This window comes from Pseudovibrio sp. Ad46, assembly GCF_001623065.1.
GTDB lineage: Bacteria > Pseudomonadota > Alphaproteobacteria > Rhizobiales > Stappiaceae > Pseudovibrio.
Genome location: NZ_LMCG01000082.1, coordinates 20,493 through 35,022 on the forward strand (window position 1 = coordinate 20,493; position 14,530 = coordinate 35,022).

Genomic DNA, 14,530 nt, shown 5'->3' on the forward strand with positions numbered 1-14,530 from the left:
GGTTAAGAAAAAGGAAGCTACCCTGTCACTCGTATTCGCGAGATCTCATCCTTAAGCTTCAACTTTTGCCTTTTTAAATTGCCTAGTTCGATCTCATCCATCGATGGATGGTGCTTGGCTGTTTCCAGCTCCCTCTCAATGGTAGCATGGCGGCGTTCCAGCTCAGTCAAATGCTCACGGATGGACATAGGTTTTGATCCTCCTACATTGTCTCTGTTACAGGTGGATGATGGCACCATTTTATTGAGTTGTCGAACTATGATTAGCTGTTTTTTTGGGGCCTCTACAACGCGAGATCGCTAATTCATGAAAAACTTAGGGAACTTATAAATGACCCAGTAAATTTAATGGGTTTCATATTCCACTCAAAAGAGAACTTCACTAAGTATTCAACCCTATATATACGCTGCGTAAATCCGTCATGAGACAACACTTCCTGTAAAAATCGAGAGACTCTTGTTCATCACCGCTGCACATTCGGTATACTGTTGCCGAGCGGTGAATTGCGACAACGCGCCCCACCAGATTTGATCAATGATGGGTCTCGTTGCACACAGACCGATATGTGTCATGTGAGGACAAAACGATGACGGAAGATACTCTCGATCAGGATAGCAAGCGTTCCGAGCTCGCTGAGTTGCGACAGGAGCATCGGGATCTTGATCATTCCATCGAAGCGCTCATTGAAACGGGACGGGCAGATGTTCTCCAGCTGCAACGCTTAAAGAAGAAAAAACTGATGCTAAGAGATCAGATTCAGGTGCTGGAAACACAGCTCTTGCCTGACATTATTGCCTAAATTAGAGGCAGAGCTCTAACCTTCGTATACTATTGGCATTTCTTGTTGTAATTGGCTTGAAACACGCCGTGTTATTTCTATAATCCGCGCTTTCTTCCCAGACGCTCAGAGGGTGCCCGTTTTATGAACCGCACAGACCAGCCAGAAGTCGCTATCATCATGGGAAGCCAATCCGATTGGCCAACCATGAAAAATGCTGCAGATACGCTAGAAGCACTGGGAGTTTCCTATGATGCTCGCATCGTCTCAGCCCACCGCACCCCGGACCGTCTGGTAGAGTTTTCCAAAACAGCAAAAGAGAACGGCTTCAAGGTTGTTATCGCTGGCGCTGGCGGAGCAGCCCACCTTCCGGGTATGGCTGCATCCATGACACCGCTGCCAGTGTTTGGTGTTCCAATTGAGTCGCGCGCCCTGAAGGGACAGGACAGCCTCCTTTCCATCGTTCAAATGCCAGCAGGCATTCCAGTCGGCACTCTTGCTATTGGTCGTGCAGGTGCCGTCAACGCAGCATTAATGGCTGCCGCTGTTTTGGCACTCAACAATCCGGAGATCGCTGCCAACTTGGATGACTGGCGCGAAAAGCAAAGTCAGGCTGTGGCAGAGAAGCCAGTCAACCCGGAAGAGTAAGAGTTTCAGAGGCGCCCACTTGCAGGCGCCTCATTTGTTTCAAGCCGCCCCTAACATCTGGCCCCTAACATCTGGAAAGTTTTCGAAATGGGTTCCACACTACGTCCTGGCGACACGATTGGTATTTTGGGTGGAGGCCAGCTTGGCCGCATGATCGCGCAAGCTGCCAGCAGGATGGGCCTGAAGTGCCATATTTATTGCCCGGATGAAAACAGCCCTGCTTTTGAGGTCTCAGAAAAGAAGACCGTTGCGGCCTACGAAGACGAACAAGCACTCACCCAGTTTGCGAAAAGCGTTTCAGTCGTCACTTATGAGTTCGAAAATGTCCCCGGCGAGACAGCCCGCATTCTGGAGCAGTTTGTTCCAGTTCGCCCCGGTCCACGTGCACTGAAAGTTTCCCAAGATCGCCTGGCAGAAAAGACATTCCTTTCAGAAAAAGCGGCAACAAAGGTCGCTCCCTTCATAAAAGTCGACACGCAGGCAGAGCTGGAAGCTGCGCTCATGGAGTTGGGCGGTCAGGGTGTACTGAAAACGCGCCGTTTTGGATATGATGGCAAAGGCCAGATCATGATCCGTACACCTGAGGATATCGAAGGCGCCATGAGCAAGCTTGGCAATCAGCCATCTATCCTTGAAGGCATCGTCCCGTTTGAAAAAGAGATTTCCATCATCGTCGCTCGTGGCGTGGATGGGACGGTCAAATGCTATGATCCGGCGGACAACTACCACAAGAACCACATTCTGAAGACCTCTAGCGTACCTGCAGACATCCCGGCAGAAACCGCTCAGGAAGCCATCGATATGGCAACCCGCATCGCTGTTGCGCTCGATTATATCGGAGTGATGGGTGTAGAACTGTTTGTCGTCAGAGACGGCGAGGCTACAGAGCTGAAGGTCAATGAAATAGCGCCACGCGTTCACAATTCAGGTCACTGGACAGAAGACGCTTGTCCGGTTTCTCAATTTGAACAGCATGTTCGCGCTGTTGCAGGCTGGCCACTTGGCAGGCCAACCCGAGCACACAATGTCATCATGGAAAACCTGATTGGTGATGATGTCAACTCATGGGAATCAGCACTTCTGGAGCCAAACGCTCGTCTGACGCTCTACGGTAAAGCAGAGACACGGGAAGGCCGCAAGATGGGCCACATCAACCGCCTCTCCCCAAAATCCTGATCGCGTTATCCTACAAAGAAAAAGCCCCAAAGATCTAATCATCTTCGGGGCTTTCATTTAATTGAACCAGACTATCCTAGCCTAACCAGACCAAGTTGATCACGTTTCTGGAACCGGATCAGCAACAGGATGCCGGTGATAAAGAGACCACTGGCCAAACCAACCCAGATCCCTTCTGGGCCCCAATTAAAGGTGAACGCCATCACGTAGGAAAGCGGCACCCCAATAATCCAGTAACCAATCACCGCAATCACCATTGGTATTCGCGTATCGGAAAGACCGCGCAGAACACCGCCAGCAACCACCTGAATACCATCAACAACCATATACACCGCTGCAATAAAGACCAGCGGTACGCCAAGGCGGATTACATCGGCTGCGTCCGGATTGCTGGTGTCCAGATAGAAGGAAATCAGCGTGTCAGGGATCGCAACAAACAACACCGCACCAAGCAGGCCAATCACAATGGACCAGATCAGTGCGACCCAACCGGCTCGCGTAATAGCATCAGCATCACTACGGCCAGATGCGATACCAACACGCACCACAGCAGCGTTTGCAAAGCCAAGCGGAATCATGAACGCAATACCAGAGAGCTGAACCGCAATACCGTGAGCAGCAAGCTCAAGTGTCCCGATCCACCCCATCATCAAAGCGGCAGCTGCAAACAGCCCCACTTCAGCAACCAACATGAGGGAAATCGGCCAGCCGAGACGCAGGATTTCGAAGAACGCAGGCCAGTCAGCGCGCCAGAAGCGAACGAACACCTCATATTTACGAGACTTTTCTTCCCAAAACACATAGGCAATCAAAATTACACAGGATGCCAACGCAGTCACAACAGACGCAATCCCGGCACCTAGAATGCCAAGTTGAGGAAAGCCGTAGTAACCAAAGATCAGCACATAATCGAGAAGTGCATTGACCACAGCACTCACCACAGTCGCCCACAAAACAATCTGCGAACGTTCAATACTGGTAAGGAAGCTACGCAGCGCCGCCACAAATAGGGATGGATACATCGACCACTGCACAATGCGCAGATAATCCGCAGCAATGGCAGAAACTTCTGCGTCCTGCCCAAGAGCCAGCAAGAGGCTCTCACCGTTCCACAGCACGACCATCGCAAAAGTCGTATAAATGAGCGAAATCCAAAGGCCCATGCGCGAAGCACGTCGCACATTACGCACGTCGCCTTTACCTTCGGCTCTGGATGCCAATGGCATAACGGCTTGCAAGAACCCAAGTCCTGCCAGCCATGTCAGAAAGAACAACTGCAAAGCCAGCACGGATGCTGCCAGCTCTGTTGCGCCAAGCCAACCGATCATCAATGCATCGGTGGCATTAATTGCCATCTGCGCAAGCTGCGCACCGATCAAAGGCAATCCCAAAATAAGCGTTGCATTGGACTCCCCCCACCATGCAGACATGGATGTGGGTTTGGCAACGCTGGTGCTTTCAACCCGCGTCATCATAAGCTCCTGAAGAAAAGGGCATGGAGCCCCTCCAGAACTTGAGCCTCTCAAGAACATAAACAAGGCTGGGTCCTGCAATTGACCACAGTGCCTCGCTGGGAGGAAACTTCCTATCATAGAAACAGACCGACAAAATCCCAGTGGCTTCTTGCCTAAGCAATACCGCTAGTGAAAATGTCGATTACGCTACTTTGCAAAACTCTTCAGGAATGTCCAGAGGAATAAAGCAAGGCGCATTATCACCGCCATAGACCATGATGTGTCCGCAAGGCACTTCATGCCAACCTTGCCCGCCCTTTTCCAAAGGCTCTGAGACAACACTCAAGTTGCTGTTATGTAAGCGGTAATACAGGCTTGGAACGATCTTATCACTAGAGCAACGCACAGCATAAAGACGCTCACCATCAGTCAAGGCCATCGCTACACGCAATGGAGCAATGACATCATTGCAACGCATAATCTCAAGTGTTTTCGTGAACACCTGTTGCACAGCCCCCACAGGATCAACATCCAGACCATGACTTAGCATGGCAAGAAACAGCGCTTCACTGTCCGTTGTACCCTGCCGGTAACGATAAAAGTCGTCGCTGATCAAACTCTCAATCTGGCGGCGGATATCATCATACCCTCCAATCTGCCCGTTATGCATAAACATCCATTTACCGACAGCAAACGGATGACAGTTTGAACGGGAGGTCGCAGTGCCTGTCGATGCGCGTACATGAGCAAAGAATAAAGAGGACTTGAGGTGCTTGGTGATACTCAGAAGGTTCTCATCACCCCACGCAGGTTGCGTATCACGATAAAGTCCCGGCTCTGATTTGTGACCGTACCAACCAATCCCAAAGCCGTCACCATTAGTGTTTACCTTGGCTTCCGCACAATGCAGGCTCTGCGCAATCAAAGAATGATTGGGCATTGAAATCAGCTCTTCCATGAAAATGGGAGCTCCACGGTACGCAAGCCAGCGGCACATTACATTATTCTTTCTTCTGGTCGATTACCCAAATGAGGTCACTAGAGTATGCATGATCCATCAGCACGTATAAACCCCTTCCCTATAACTAGAGTAACGAGTTTTCTCAGGGATCGTTCCGTGGATCTAAAGAGAGCCCCTCAACCGCAGCTCTCGTGAGTAAGATGGACTCACTCGACTCATCTTCGAAATCGGACATGACGAACGACGTTTGAAGCAAATTCCATTCAAATTTCCACCTCAATTTCCACTGTTCAGAAAAGCTCCTGTGACTTTTTTCAGCAGCAAAAGAGAGACTCAACCATACACAATCAAAGGTTGTATTTTTTCAAAATAATTTCATATGTGAAGTTACAATGCATTTTGAAAGCATTTTTTACTTATCTTTTACTTCACACACGAGCGTGCCAATGCGCCATTTTGAAGAAAATGAGCAAACGCTGCTGAGATTGCCTTGTCCCACAAGAGGTATTCCCCCCTTTCCCATCTATAAATTAACATAGATTCTCAAGTAAGGAGGTAGACAGCCCCCACGCAGTCTGTTAGTTACCCCGTCAAGAAGCGACGCATCAGCGGCGACGGAGTTCTTGTGACCCGTGCATATGCGCTAAGTGTTGCTATCAATCATTTCATCTATGTCGTTCTGGATACGTAATCCAGAATGCTCGAAGGTAAGGATAAACGCGTGCAGGTTCTCGTTCGCGATAATAACGTCGATCAGGCGCTTAAAGCGCTTAAGAAAAAGATGCAGCGTGAAGGCATCTTCCGTGAAATGAAGCTTCGTGGCCACTACGAAAAGCCATCTGAAAAGAAGGCTCGCGAAAAGGCTGAAGCAATCCGCCGCACTCGCAAACTGGCTCGCAAGCGCGCACAGCGTGAAGGCCTGTTGGTCGGCAAAGGTCGTCGTTAATCCGGCGGCACTCGGGACATCACACAGCTAAGGCTCAACTATGTTTGACGAAAAGCGTGTGAGCGGACCGAAGCTAGAATTCAGAACGGACTAACCGGTAAACCGGTTGGTCCGTTTGTTGTTTTTGCTGGTTCATTTGACCTTTTTTTGCCACACTAAAGTGTAGGCTATCGTGTCATTGCAAGGACTCTTTAAGAATGGGGCACATTCTCGTGAACAATAAACTGGCTAAAGGCATCTGTGCGTGTCTGCTCGCACTTGGCGTTGCAGCATGCCAATCCAACTCATCTGGCCTTGTTTATCAGAATGTGCCCATCGACAAAGCTGTTGGCTCTTCCTCCAACATCGATAGTCTGAGTGCTGTTGTTGACGCAAATCCAACCGATGCCGACGCCTACAACAAGCGCGGCATTGCATACGCAAAAGCTGGGCGCCTTGATCAGGCCATTGAGGACTTCAACAAATCTCTTCAGCTGAGACCAAACTCTTATCAGGCTTACGCAAACCGAGCTTTGGTAGAACGCCGCAAGGGCAACACGTCTCAGGCAGTTCAGGATTACAGCTCAGCACTTTCCATCAAGCCAGATTACGTGAAGGCCCTGAACGGACGCGGCAACACCTACCGTTCTATCGGTCAGAACACAGCAGCACTTCGTGATTACAACGAAGTCATTCGCTTGAATTCCGGCGATGCACAGGCCTATCACAACCGCGGCCTCATCTATCAGGCACAAGGTTTACAGGAAGCAGCTCTCAATGACTTTTCATCTGCTGTTGGCCTGAACTCCCGCGCATATTCACCTCTGATCGCGCGCGGTGTAACTTACCTTTCTCTGAGCGATCCAAAATCTGCACTCAAAGATTTCAATGCAGCGATTGCGCTTAACGGCAAGTCCGCATCTGCTTGGGCGAACCGTGGCCGCGCAGAAGAAGCACTGGGGCAGATTACAGAAGCACGCCAGTCCTACAGCAGAGCACTGCAGATATCTTCGACAAACCAGATTGCGAAGGAAGGCTCTCAGCGCCTGTCAACGTCTTCAGGCGTTCCGCAAGCTTAGGCTCGCCAACATATCGCTTTCTAAAGGCCGGACACTCCGGCCTTTTTTATTGCCTTGTTGCCGAAGATATCGACAGCATCCAGTTAATCTCATCACGCCAGTCAATCATGCGAATGGGCGTCCCGTGAGAGCCCGTTTCGAATAGCCGAAAGCGCACCGGATACCGCTGGGTTTTGCCAATGGCTGCCTTAAACAACTGATATTGCTTCTCCCAGCTGTAGACCCTGTCAGCACTACCGTGGCCAAACACAATCGGCACGCCTGCCTTATAGGCTTCACTCGTCAACAATCGTCGATCCGTCGCTCCGCCCAATAATATGAGGCCGGACAGCGGCCCAGCAACGCCCGCCTGATCCGCAAGCCCATAGCAGACCTGTGCCCCCATGGAACCACAGGCCACAATCACTTTGGCCTGGGGGGCTTCTTTTCGGTATTGCGCAATCAGCTCGCGAATTTCCTGGGTGCCTCTGGGACTTTCGAGCTTCACATCAGGAGATAGATAAACGCCATTGTTCCGCACCATCAGGTTTTTCAAGCGATTGAAGTTACCGCCAAACGTCCAATCAGCATTCCCCTGCTTTCGATTGCCCCCCTTACCATGCAGATAAAGCAGCAACAGCTTGGTGTCGGTATCAGGTTTCCCAACTCGGATGTGCTTACGCTTACTACCCGCAAGCACAACTGAGCGCTCCCGCACATACCAGGCAGGCCTGCTGGAAACGTATCGCCCTTCAACCCGTCGTTCTGGTATTTCATCCCGGTCCCGCAAGTCACGCTGGATCTGATAGTCAAGCCGCAGGAACGCCCCGTCCATCGCCTGATCCAGAACCCGCGGATAAGCAAACAGCTCGTCTTTATAAGGCTTCAGCTCAAACCCGGCGGCCTGCGAGACCAGCAGAGCTGACATGAATAAGCTGCCAATCAAATACTCAAAGATCCTGAAGTTGCCTCGCATGGAGCACCTCCGAAATAGCGCATCGCTTAAGGCTTCAGGTAATCATACATAACCCGGCCATAAGGTAGCGTGAGGTCCGTAATAAAATGAACACCGCCGAGTGATTTAAGCATTGGCAGCTCAGCCACTGGCGCATTGGCATGGTGAAACAATTGCAAGCTCGCCGGACCAGACCACGCGCCCTTCACCGTCACATCAGACGCCTCATAAGCAACCAGTTGAGCGATAGCCAAAGAGCCATCAACATCTGGAATAAGCTTCAGATTCACCTGAGTTTTCTGCAGCTTCTTGAGGATCGCATCGGGATGACACTGCGTGCCATGCTCGACATCATAAAGAAGGTGTTGGTACTTGTACCCCATGGTCGCAATAGCAATCGTCACATCGTCAAAAACCAAATGGCCGGTCAATGTTGCGCCCGATATACTCAATTCTGGATGGCCTAGCTTTTTCGGGAAACCCCAGATCTCACGCCCACCAAAAATCGGCGGAGTATCATCAAGAAACATTTGCTGAGTGAAGTTCACAGGGTGATCTCCAAACTTGGCTGGAATCACGATGCCAGACTCGGTGTAGTCTCCAAATCCAGCAGAATCGGGCATACGGATCACTTCAAACATCACCGTGTTGGACCCATCCGGTTCCAAAGGCTCAGGCACAGCTTCACGAATAGCGTCAGGGTCACTTTCATAGGAGACCACAAAAAACTCGCGGTCGATAAACCTGTATGGCCCCTTGGGATAAGCAGGAGAAGCAATCGGCATAGAAGCCTGTTCAAGAATATCGGCAATTTTCATGGACCACCTCGATCATGAAAGAGTGTGAACCGCGGCCAAATCACAGCCAGCGCGCTCTCACCATAAGCACCGATATTTTGGATGTTGCCCCTTGGGTTTTGGGGTGACACTTTCAGAGCTCACCCCAAACACTTTTTTAATCAGCTTGTTACGTCAATTTCTTTGAAAGTAGCCAGTGGCGCTTTTTCGCGGATAACCCAGTTCAACGCACCAAGCTCCGCTTTTAACGTCGGATGAACCAGTCCCAACACGCGCAGTTCACTCGCTCCAGTGCCCGCATGGGTTTGATTTACACGGCTTGCGATATTGAGTGTGGTCGTTGATTGATCAACACTCCAACCAACACGGTCACCAGCAACAAAGGCAACTTTACGCCCGGTTCTGGTCGTACCAATCGGAATACCCTCAAACAACTCAACAGAAGCAAGACGCTCTGTATCAATATGATAATCAGCGATCATCATCAGACCCAACAGGTAATAATATCCCGCCTCTTGAGAAAGCCTCCGCCGGCTCACCTGATCAACCAGATCACTTCGCCCACGAACACCTTTCAACGAATGTAAGCTTGCAACAAAAAACATCTTTTCACCGCGCGTCATAGACGTAGCGCTCAGGAATGCTCGTGTGCTGCTCTGGCGAATAGCCATCTCACCAAGCATCTCGCGCATCGTCTCATCAGCAACGGTCGGGCTGGCCTTGAGAGCTTCACTGAAGTTGGTTGTCGCCAGAACTCCACTAACCGCCGTCCCAACACCACCCGGAATAAACACAGTTGCAAGATTGGTCAGGCGATTGGAAGTCGCATAGGCCCAGGCAGCCTTATCAAGCGCGTCAGAGAGTGGAGGAAACGTCGTGTAAGGGTCTACATTCGCAGCAACAGCAATATAGCGCCGGGCTCTATCTCGCCCTACTACAGCCGCAGCAACACTCTCAACCGCAGAAGTCTTCTTACCACTTTCTTTGGAAGGAGCAGTCGCTCCGGAATTCCCGGTAATGGTGTTCACAGTCCCATTCAGCAACAGGCCGACGCCATCAGCTGTGGAACTCAGTGTCTCTTTGGGAGAGGTTACAAGACTGCCGAGAAATGTCAGAGGCTTGGCAACGGCAGTCACAACGCCCTCACCCGCTTGAGAAACCGTATCCAGTTCTTGAATACCCTTCAGCGCATGAAGTTCATTGATGCGCTTTTGCAATGTCGCCGTACCGCGCACCTTATAAGTCTTGCCATGAACCCTGAGTCTGTAAACAAGCAATGTCCCATTCCGCAACACCGGCGGCACGATTTCGTAGTTGCTACCACTCGCAGCAACGCCTTCTTCCTTCAGGATCTGGGAGAAACCAAGATCAGTCGAGGCAGAATGAGATGGCGATGAGACAACTGCAACCACGATAAAGATTGCAAGCAGCAAGGAACAGCGCAGAAGAACGCGAACAGTTTGCGCAGTAGACATATGATACCCGAACTCAGAACAACTCTTACTAAAGGCTCTATTCTTCAATAATGATCAGAAAAGGGCAGCGCCTCTGGCAAATTTCGGGGTTGAAACGAAAAATCGCAGAAGCACGCTGCTCCTGCGATTCTCAAAACCTTTAAAACCTGAAGGTTTCTTAGATTGTCAGCACAGCTGTTACCACACAAGCAAGCAGGAATACGATTCCCGGTACAACGTGCGACCTGTCACCAGATGCCATACCAACGCCAACTGCAATCACTGTTGCGATTGTGGTGATGCTTGCCCAAACCGTCCCGGCAGTACCACCAAATCCAATCATTGCAATAACGAGTACAAATGTGAGAGCTGCAAGAATTCCAACCTTTGAGAAGTTGATAAAGTTCTTGTAGGTCTTCTCGTGTTCCTCATAGTCCATAACAGACGCGCTCCCGTCAGCCATGCTTCCCCCTCGAAACAAGTAGTTTTCCTAATATCAGTCTTTAACACCACATGGTCCGGTGACGCAACTTCCCTAAAGAACCGCTTTGGAAATAACCTAAGTGCCGGGGATAATTCCAACGGCCTGAGTATGTGCCTCAATCTTCGCCAGTCAAACCACATAAGTCCAGTTGGTGCTTTTGATGGGCACTCAACGCATCCAGCTCAAACCCATCAATCTGCTCATTAAACAGTTGATGGAAGTTAAGCTCAGCTCGTAAGTGAAGGAAAACAGATCCAAGCCCAATAGCCGCCCGGTCCATAAAAACAAAGTAACGAGGTATTTTCACCGGCCCCAGCTCTTTGAGGGACTGATGCACACGAAACGCCTCTTGCCGCCCATAAGCCGCTGGAGAAACACCATCGGCAATCGAGCGTACTCTATCGCTGAGCAACGGGCCAAAAATAAAACTCGCCCAGATATTCAAAGTCTCAATAAGCTCAGTCGTCAGCCCATCAAAACCCCATGTCTCATAAGCAGCAACCACACGGTCCTGATCATCTTCAAGCAGACCGTGATACAGATCCACCACGCCTTGCACAAAATCTGGCGGAAAGATGCGCACGCATCCGTAATCCAGCAAATTCACACCAGCCAGCTCTCCGCCATCCTCAAAGATCGTATAGTTCCCAAGATGGGGATCACCATGAATCACACCATAATGCGCAAACGGGTGCCACCATGCCTTAAACATCACTTGCGCAATCTTGTTACGCGCCTCCAGCTTTTCTTGTCGATAGGCCAGAAGCGGACGTCCTTCCAGCCAGCTCATGGAAAGCAACCGCCGCGTTGACAAATCTTCAAACACTTCTGGAATCTGGATCTGCTCATCTGCAGCAAAAACATTGGCATAGAGCTTTGAATGCCGCGCTTCCCGTCGATAATCCAACTCTTCCCGCAATCGGTCACCAACTTCCTTCGCAATTTCAGAAGTCTCGATCGCAGGCCTGAAACGTCGATGCAGAGCAAGCAACATGTCGAACTGATTCAGATCAGCTTCAACCGCACTATCCATATCCGGATATTGAAGCTTACAGGCCAGCATCGCCCCATCCTGATCATACGCTCTGTGCACCTGACCAAGAGAAGCCGCTGCTGCAGGCTCCTTCTCAAACTTATCAAACCTGCCTTGCCAGCCCGGGCCAAGCTCTGCCCGCATGCGTCGCTTAACAAAAGCCCACCCCATGGGAGGTGCGTTTGCCTGAAGGCTCGCCAGTTCTGCTGCATATTCAGGAGGCACGGCATCAGGAATCGTTGAAAGAAGCTGCGCCACCTTCATCAACGGCCCTTTGAGTTCACCAAGGGATTCTGCGATAGAAGCTGCATTCTTCGCAGGGTCTTGATCCCAGCCAAATAGCTTACCAGCTGCAAGCTTGGCTGCAATGCCACTCATATTTCCACCAACCTTGGCATAGCGGCCAAGTCGGGCGGACATTCTGTTTGCTTCCCGGTCACGAGATGAAGGCATATGGGGTTCCTGCGGCTCACACTTCTATTGCAATATATAGTGCACTGCAAAACCTAGCAGAAAACGCAGAGAACCCAAGGGCATTTTTAGAGATTACCTAATCACATCTTTGCTCAGGCTTGCTCAACACTCTCCACAAACTCCAGCTCAAGCCTGCACTCAACAGCGTTACCATGAGAAGTAACAAACTCCCCCCGACCAGAAACGCCTTCAAATTCCCCAGTCCCGGAACCGGGCACCACAGTCATCGAAGAGCGAACAGTCTGTGCATCAAACACCCCGTTCTCCTCAACGAAGAACGTGCCCTCACGCGAACTGTATCGACCTGAGACCTGTGTGTACCCCGAGCATTTGCCTTCTTTTTCAGCTACATAGGCCAGAAGGTAAAACATGTTCACCTGCCCAACAATTTCTCCGCTGACAGGTCCATGAGCACGAACCGACGTGACCTTGCTCGTCTTGGAAAGTTCTTTTGTAGTCTCTTCCTTCCATTCTTCAACTTTGTAGGTGCATTTAATCTTTGCCATGTTCAGCTCCTTGCATTCAGAGCGGAATACCTACTGCATCAAAATCAGAAGGGCTTGTAAAAGCGCGACAGCTGCTATCTTTTACGCCTATGCCAAATCAGGATGACACCTCAAATCAAATCAGCGGACTGCTAAACCAGCAACGCAGTCTCCAGCACTTCAATCTGGACTGGCTCACCCCAGCTGAACCATTGCAAGATGCCATCGAATTCTATTGGCTGATCACATGGGACCTGCGAGATAAGCCTCCTTATAAGCAAGCTAATCTTCCCCACCCATCCCAACACATTGTCATCGACACCTTGCAGACCACAGGCGTATTTGGCACCAACACAGGCGTATTCCATTATTCCTTGCAGCAGAAAGGCCGCGTGTTTGGCGTGAAGTTTCGTCCAGGAGCTTTCGCAGATTTTTTCAGATACAACCCCTCTTCGCTCCTCAACACCTACGAGAACATCGAGCCGTTTCTCAACATTTCCGAACAAAAACTAGTTTCACAGCTAAAATCAGCAGATGAGCCAGCCGCATTCGCTGTTCAGATGGACAACCTCCTGATTTCGCATAGGCATCCCCTGACATCTAAAGCGAAGGATGCCCGCGCACTCGTCGATACCATCGCGACAACTGACGAAATCAGCAATCTGAAAGATCTCTCCAGGATCTCAGGTTTCCAGCCAAGAACAATCCAACGCCTCTTCCAAAGCCACATCGGCGTTCATCCCAAATGGGTGATTGAACGTTACCGCATGCTGGCTGCAGTTGACGCTATCAACAACGGGCAAGACCTCAACCTAACAGACTTGGCCCACTCCCTCGGCTACTTCGACCAATCCCACTTCAGCAACGCCTTCAAGAAACTGACAGGCCACGCACCAAGCCATTACTTGCCAGAGTCTCTACCAGTTTAAACACGTTCTTCTGCAACCATATCAAGCGCTTGTGCGATAATTGATGCATGCGCTTTGATGCCTTTGTAGTCCAGCTGCTCTTCAGTCAGACCAAGCAACTGTGTCTTTAAACCTTGGGCCAGCTGACCACCATCCGGATGCTTTAGCAGGCTATGAACAGGATCGTGGTGAACCCTGATGGTAAAGAGGATGTCGCCACTGTCCGGCAGGCGCCTCAATGTCTGCTTCTCGACGCGCACATAGAGTTGTTCAAATGCCAGATCAGGCTTACAGAGAACTTCATCGCACAAACCTGAAACCGGATGGTGTAGCTCCGCGTCCGTATACAGAGACCAGTTCAGTCGCCAAACTGGCTTATCCGTCTCCAACCGTTCAAAGATCCGCAGAACCATGAGCCCCATGCGGTGCCCATTGAAATCCGGCACCCCTTCATGGATCGCACTCATAGAGCCGCCAAACTTTTCCGCCAATGACCAACTGGAAGGAAAACACAAGCTCGCAGCGACAAGCCTATACCCGTCATAACCTTTGCGCATCAGCACCAGATCTTCCTGCACAAGGCGGGAAATCGCGAGTAATGGCGCCTCGGAACAGGACGATAGATCAACGCACTTCCCTGTATTCTTCACGATAAGAGAGTAATCGGAGTGAAGCTCATAAATGTTGGGGAACTGGGCAGGCAGATGAGCAACAAGGAGGTCTGCCACTTCGCGCTGTGCTGCCTCTGTATCCGCCTCTGCAGCAAACACGAAGGCTTTAGGGTCAGCGATTAGCCGCTCTTTTTCATCAAGGTGCGCAGCTAAAAACTCATCAGGCTCAATCCACTCTCTCAAATCAAGAGGCTCGAGCCCAACGGTAAACGGCCTTTTAGAGCCATCATAAGGTGTGTGAGTAAATCGCGACATAAAACACCCTCCCC

At 50.6% G+C, this 14,530-nt stretch carries 16 protein-coding genes; 6 read left to right on the forward strand and 10 right to left on the reverse strand.

Translation table 11 applies throughout. The features are described 5' to 3' along the window. Nucleotides 1-17: 17 nt before the first annotated feature. Nucleotides 18-188: a DUF465 domain-containing protein gene (locus tag PsAD46_RS27805; protein WP_082596622.1), complete on the reverse strand. Its 171-nt coding sequence runs from the start codon at nucleotides 186-188 to the stop codon at nucleotides 18-20. 398 nt (nucleotides 189-586) lie between these two features. Here PsAD46_RS27805 and PsAD46_RS25875 point away from each other — a divergent pair, with 398 nt between their 5' ends. The 3 genes from PsAD46_RS25875 (at nucleotide 587) to PsAD46_RS25885 (ending at nucleotide 2,602) form a co-directional block, all read left to right on the forward strand. Next, entirely contained in the window at nucleotides 587-799 is a 213-nt protein-coding gene (locus PsAD46_RS25875; RefSeq protein ID WP_057462025.1) for a DUF465 domain-containing protein, read from the forward strand. A gap of 123 nt (nucleotides 800-922) precedes the next feature. Continuing rightward, complete coding sequence (gene purE, locus PsAD46_RS25880) at nucleotides 923-1,426, forward strand: 5-(carboxyamino)imidazole ribonucleotide mutase (RefSeq protein WP_008551529.1); 504 nt, start codon at nucleotides 923-925, stop codon at nucleotides 1,424-1,426. 87 nt (nucleotides 1,427-1,513) lie between these two features. Continuing rightward, nucleotides 1,514-2,602, forward strand: coding sequence for a 5-(carboxyamino)imidazole ribonucleotide synthase (locus PsAD46_RS25885; RefSeq protein ID WP_063308201.1), 1,089 nt, complete (start codon nucleotides 1,514-1,516; stop codon nucleotides 2,600-2,602). A 71-nt stretch (nucleotides 2,603-2,673) separates the two neighbouring features. Here PsAD46_RS25885 and PsAD46_RS25890 read toward each other — a convergent pair whose 3' ends face one another. Both PsAD46_RS25890 and PsAD46_RS25895 read right to left on the reverse strand, forming a co-directional pair. After that, nucleotides 2,674-4,074 (reverse strand): MATE family efflux transporter, encoded by a 1,401-nt coding sequence (locus tag PsAD46_RS25890; RefSeq protein ID WP_208980561.1) that lies wholly within the window; start codon nucleotides 4,072-4,074, stop codon nucleotides 2,674-2,676. A gap of 184 nt (nucleotides 4,075-4,258) precedes the next feature. Further along, nucleotides 4,259-4,996, reverse strand: coding sequence for a class II glutamine amidotransferase (locus PsAD46_RS25895; protein WP_244273253.1), 738 nt, complete (start codon nucleotides 4,994-4,996; stop codon nucleotides 4,259-4,261). Between the two features lie 742 nt (nucleotides 4,997-5,738). On the opposite strand from PsAD46_RS25895, the gene rpsU reads away from it, so the two are divergent. Both rpsU and PsAD46_RS25905 read left to right on the forward strand, forming a co-directional pair. After that, nucleotides 5,739-5,963 carry a 30S ribosomal protein S21 gene (gene rpsU, locus PsAD46_RS25900; RefSeq protein WP_057462062.1) on the forward strand — a complete coding sequence of 75 codons (225 nt, stop codon included), beginning with the start codon at nucleotides 5,739-5,741 and terminating at the stop codon, nucleotides 5,961-5,963. Between the two features lie 197 nt (nucleotides 5,964-6,160). Beyond that, on the forward strand, nucleotides 6,161-7,021 hold the full coding sequence (locus tag PsAD46_RS25905) for a tetratricopeptide repeat protein (RefSeq protein WP_063291047.1): 861 nt from the start codon (nucleotides 6,161-6,163) through the stop codon (nucleotides 7,019-7,021). Between the two features lie 46 nt (nucleotides 7,022-7,067). On the opposite strand, the gene PsAD46_RS25910 is transcribed toward PsAD46_RS25905, so the two are convergent. The 6 genes from PsAD46_RS25910 to PsAD46_RS25935 form a co-directional block, all read right to left on the reverse strand. Then, nucleotides 7,068-7,976: an alpha/beta hydrolase gene (locus PsAD46_RS25910; protein ID WP_063291048.1), complete on the reverse strand. Its 909-nt coding sequence runs from the start codon at nucleotides 7,974-7,976 to the stop codon at nucleotides 7,068-7,070. A gap of 26 nt (nucleotides 7,977-8,002) precedes the next feature. Next, complete coding sequence (locus PsAD46_RS25915) at nucleotides 8,003-8,773, reverse strand: acetoacetate decarboxylase (RefSeq protein WP_063291049.1); 771 nt, start codon at nucleotides 8,771-8,773, stop codon at nucleotides 8,003-8,005. 140 nt (nucleotides 8,774-8,913) lie between these two features. After that, entirely contained in the window at nucleotides 8,914-10,227 is a 1,314-nt protein-coding gene (locus PsAD46_RS25920; protein WP_063291050.1) for a hypothetical protein, read from the reverse strand. Between the two features lie 157 nt (nucleotides 10,228-10,384). Then, nucleotides 10,385-10,669 carry an aa3-type cytochrome c oxidase subunit IV gene (locus PsAD46_RS25925; RefSeq protein ID WP_208980563.1) on the reverse strand — a complete coding sequence of 95 codons (285 nt, stop codon included), beginning with the start codon at nucleotides 10,667-10,669 and terminating at the stop codon, nucleotides 10,385-10,387. Nucleotides 10,670-10,805: 136 nt separating this feature from the next. After that, nucleotides 10,806-12,176, reverse strand: coding sequence for an AarF/ABC1/UbiB kinase family protein (locus PsAD46_RS25930; RefSeq protein ID WP_063291051.1), 1,371 nt, complete (start codon nucleotides 12,174-12,176; stop codon nucleotides 10,806-10,808). A 113-nt stretch (nucleotides 12,177-12,289) separates the two neighbouring features. After that, nucleotides 12,290-12,703 (reverse strand): DUF3224 domain-containing protein, encoded by a 414-nt coding sequence (locus PsAD46_RS25935; protein ID WP_063291052.1) that lies wholly within the window; start codon nucleotides 12,701-12,703, stop codon nucleotides 12,290-12,292. 89 nt (nucleotides 12,704-12,792) lie between these two features. Between PsAD46_RS25935 and PsAD46_RS25940 the strand changes: the two genes are divergently transcribed. Further along, a complete protein-coding gene (locus PsAD46_RS25940; RefSeq protein ID WP_063291053.1) occupies nucleotides 12,793-13,611 on the forward strand; it encodes a helix-turn-helix domain-containing protein in 819 nt (272 codons plus the stop codon). On the opposite strand, the gene PsAD46_RS25945 is transcribed toward PsAD46_RS25940, so the two are convergent. Next, the gene (locus PsAD46_RS25945; RefSeq protein ID WP_063308202.1) at nucleotides 13,608-14,516 is read right to left on the reverse strand and encodes a DUF3445 domain-containing protein; all 909 of its coding nucleotides are present in this window, start codon (nucleotides 14,514-14,516) and stop codon (nucleotides 13,608-13,610) included. The two genes, PsAD46_RS25940 and PsAD46_RS25945, sit on opposite strands and share 4 nt — an antisense overlap. Nucleotides 14,517-14,530: the final 14 nt, after the last annotated feature.

Bases quoted from the DNA above. Each gene is read 5' to 3' on its own strand.
- PsAD46_RS27805 (WP_082596622.1), bottom strand. From the start codon at position 188: ATGTCCATCCGTGAGCATTTGACTGAGCTGGAACGCCGCCATGCTACC.
- PsAD46_RS25875 (WP_057462025.1), top strand. From the start codon at position 587: ATGACGGAAGATACTCTCGATCAGGATAGCAAGCGTTCCGAGCTCGCT.
- purE (WP_008551529.1), top strand. From the start codon at position 923: ATGAACCGCACAGACCAGCCAGAAGTCGCTATCATCATGGGAAGCCAA.
- PsAD46_RS25885 (WP_063308201.1), top strand. From the start codon at position 1,514: ATGGGTTCCACACTACGTCCTGGCGACACGATTGGTATTTTGGGTGGA.
- PsAD46_RS25890 (WP_208980561.1), bottom strand. From the start codon at position 4,074: ATGACGCGGGTTGAAAGCACCAGCGTTGCCAAACCCACATCCATGTCT.
- PsAD46_RS25895 (WP_244273253.1), bottom strand. From the start codon at position 4,996: ATGCCCAATCATTCTTTGATTGCGCAGAGCCTGCATTGTGCGGAAGCC.
- PsAD46_RS25905 (WP_063291047.1), top strand. From the start codon at position 6,161: ATGGGGCACATTCTCGTGAACAATAAACTGGCTAAAGGCATCTGTGCG.
- PsAD46_RS25910 (WP_063291048.1), bottom strand. From the start codon at position 7,976: ATGCGAGGCAACTTCAGGATCTTTGAGTATTTGATTGGCAGCTTATTC.
- PsAD46_RS25915 (WP_063291049.1), bottom strand. From the start codon at position 8,773: ATGAAAATTGCCGATATTCTTGAACAGGCTTCTATGCCGATTGCTTCT.
- PsAD46_RS25920 (WP_063291050.1), bottom strand. From the start codon at position 10,227: ATGTCTACTGCGCAAACTGTTCGCGTTCTTCTGCGCTGTTCCTTGCTG.
- PsAD46_RS25925 (WP_208980563.1), bottom strand. From the start codon at position 10,669: ATGGCTGACGGGAGCGCGTCTGTTATGGACTATGAGGAACACGAGAAG.
- PsAD46_RS25930 (WP_063291051.1), bottom strand. From the start codon at position 12,176: ATGCCTTCATCTCGTGACCGGGAAGCAAACAGAATGTCCGCCCGACTT.
- PsAD46_RS25935 (WP_063291052.1), bottom strand. From the start codon at position 12,703: ATGGCAAAGATTAAATGCACCTACAAAGTTGAAGAATGGAAGGAAGAG.
- PsAD46_RS25940 (WP_063291053.1), top strand. From the start codon at position 12,793: ATGCCAAATCAGGATGACACCTCAAATCAAATCAGCGGACTGCTAAAC.
- PsAD46_RS25945 (WP_063308202.1), bottom strand. From the start codon at position 14,516: ATGTCGCGATTTACTCACACACCTTATGATGGCTCTAAAAGGCCGTTT.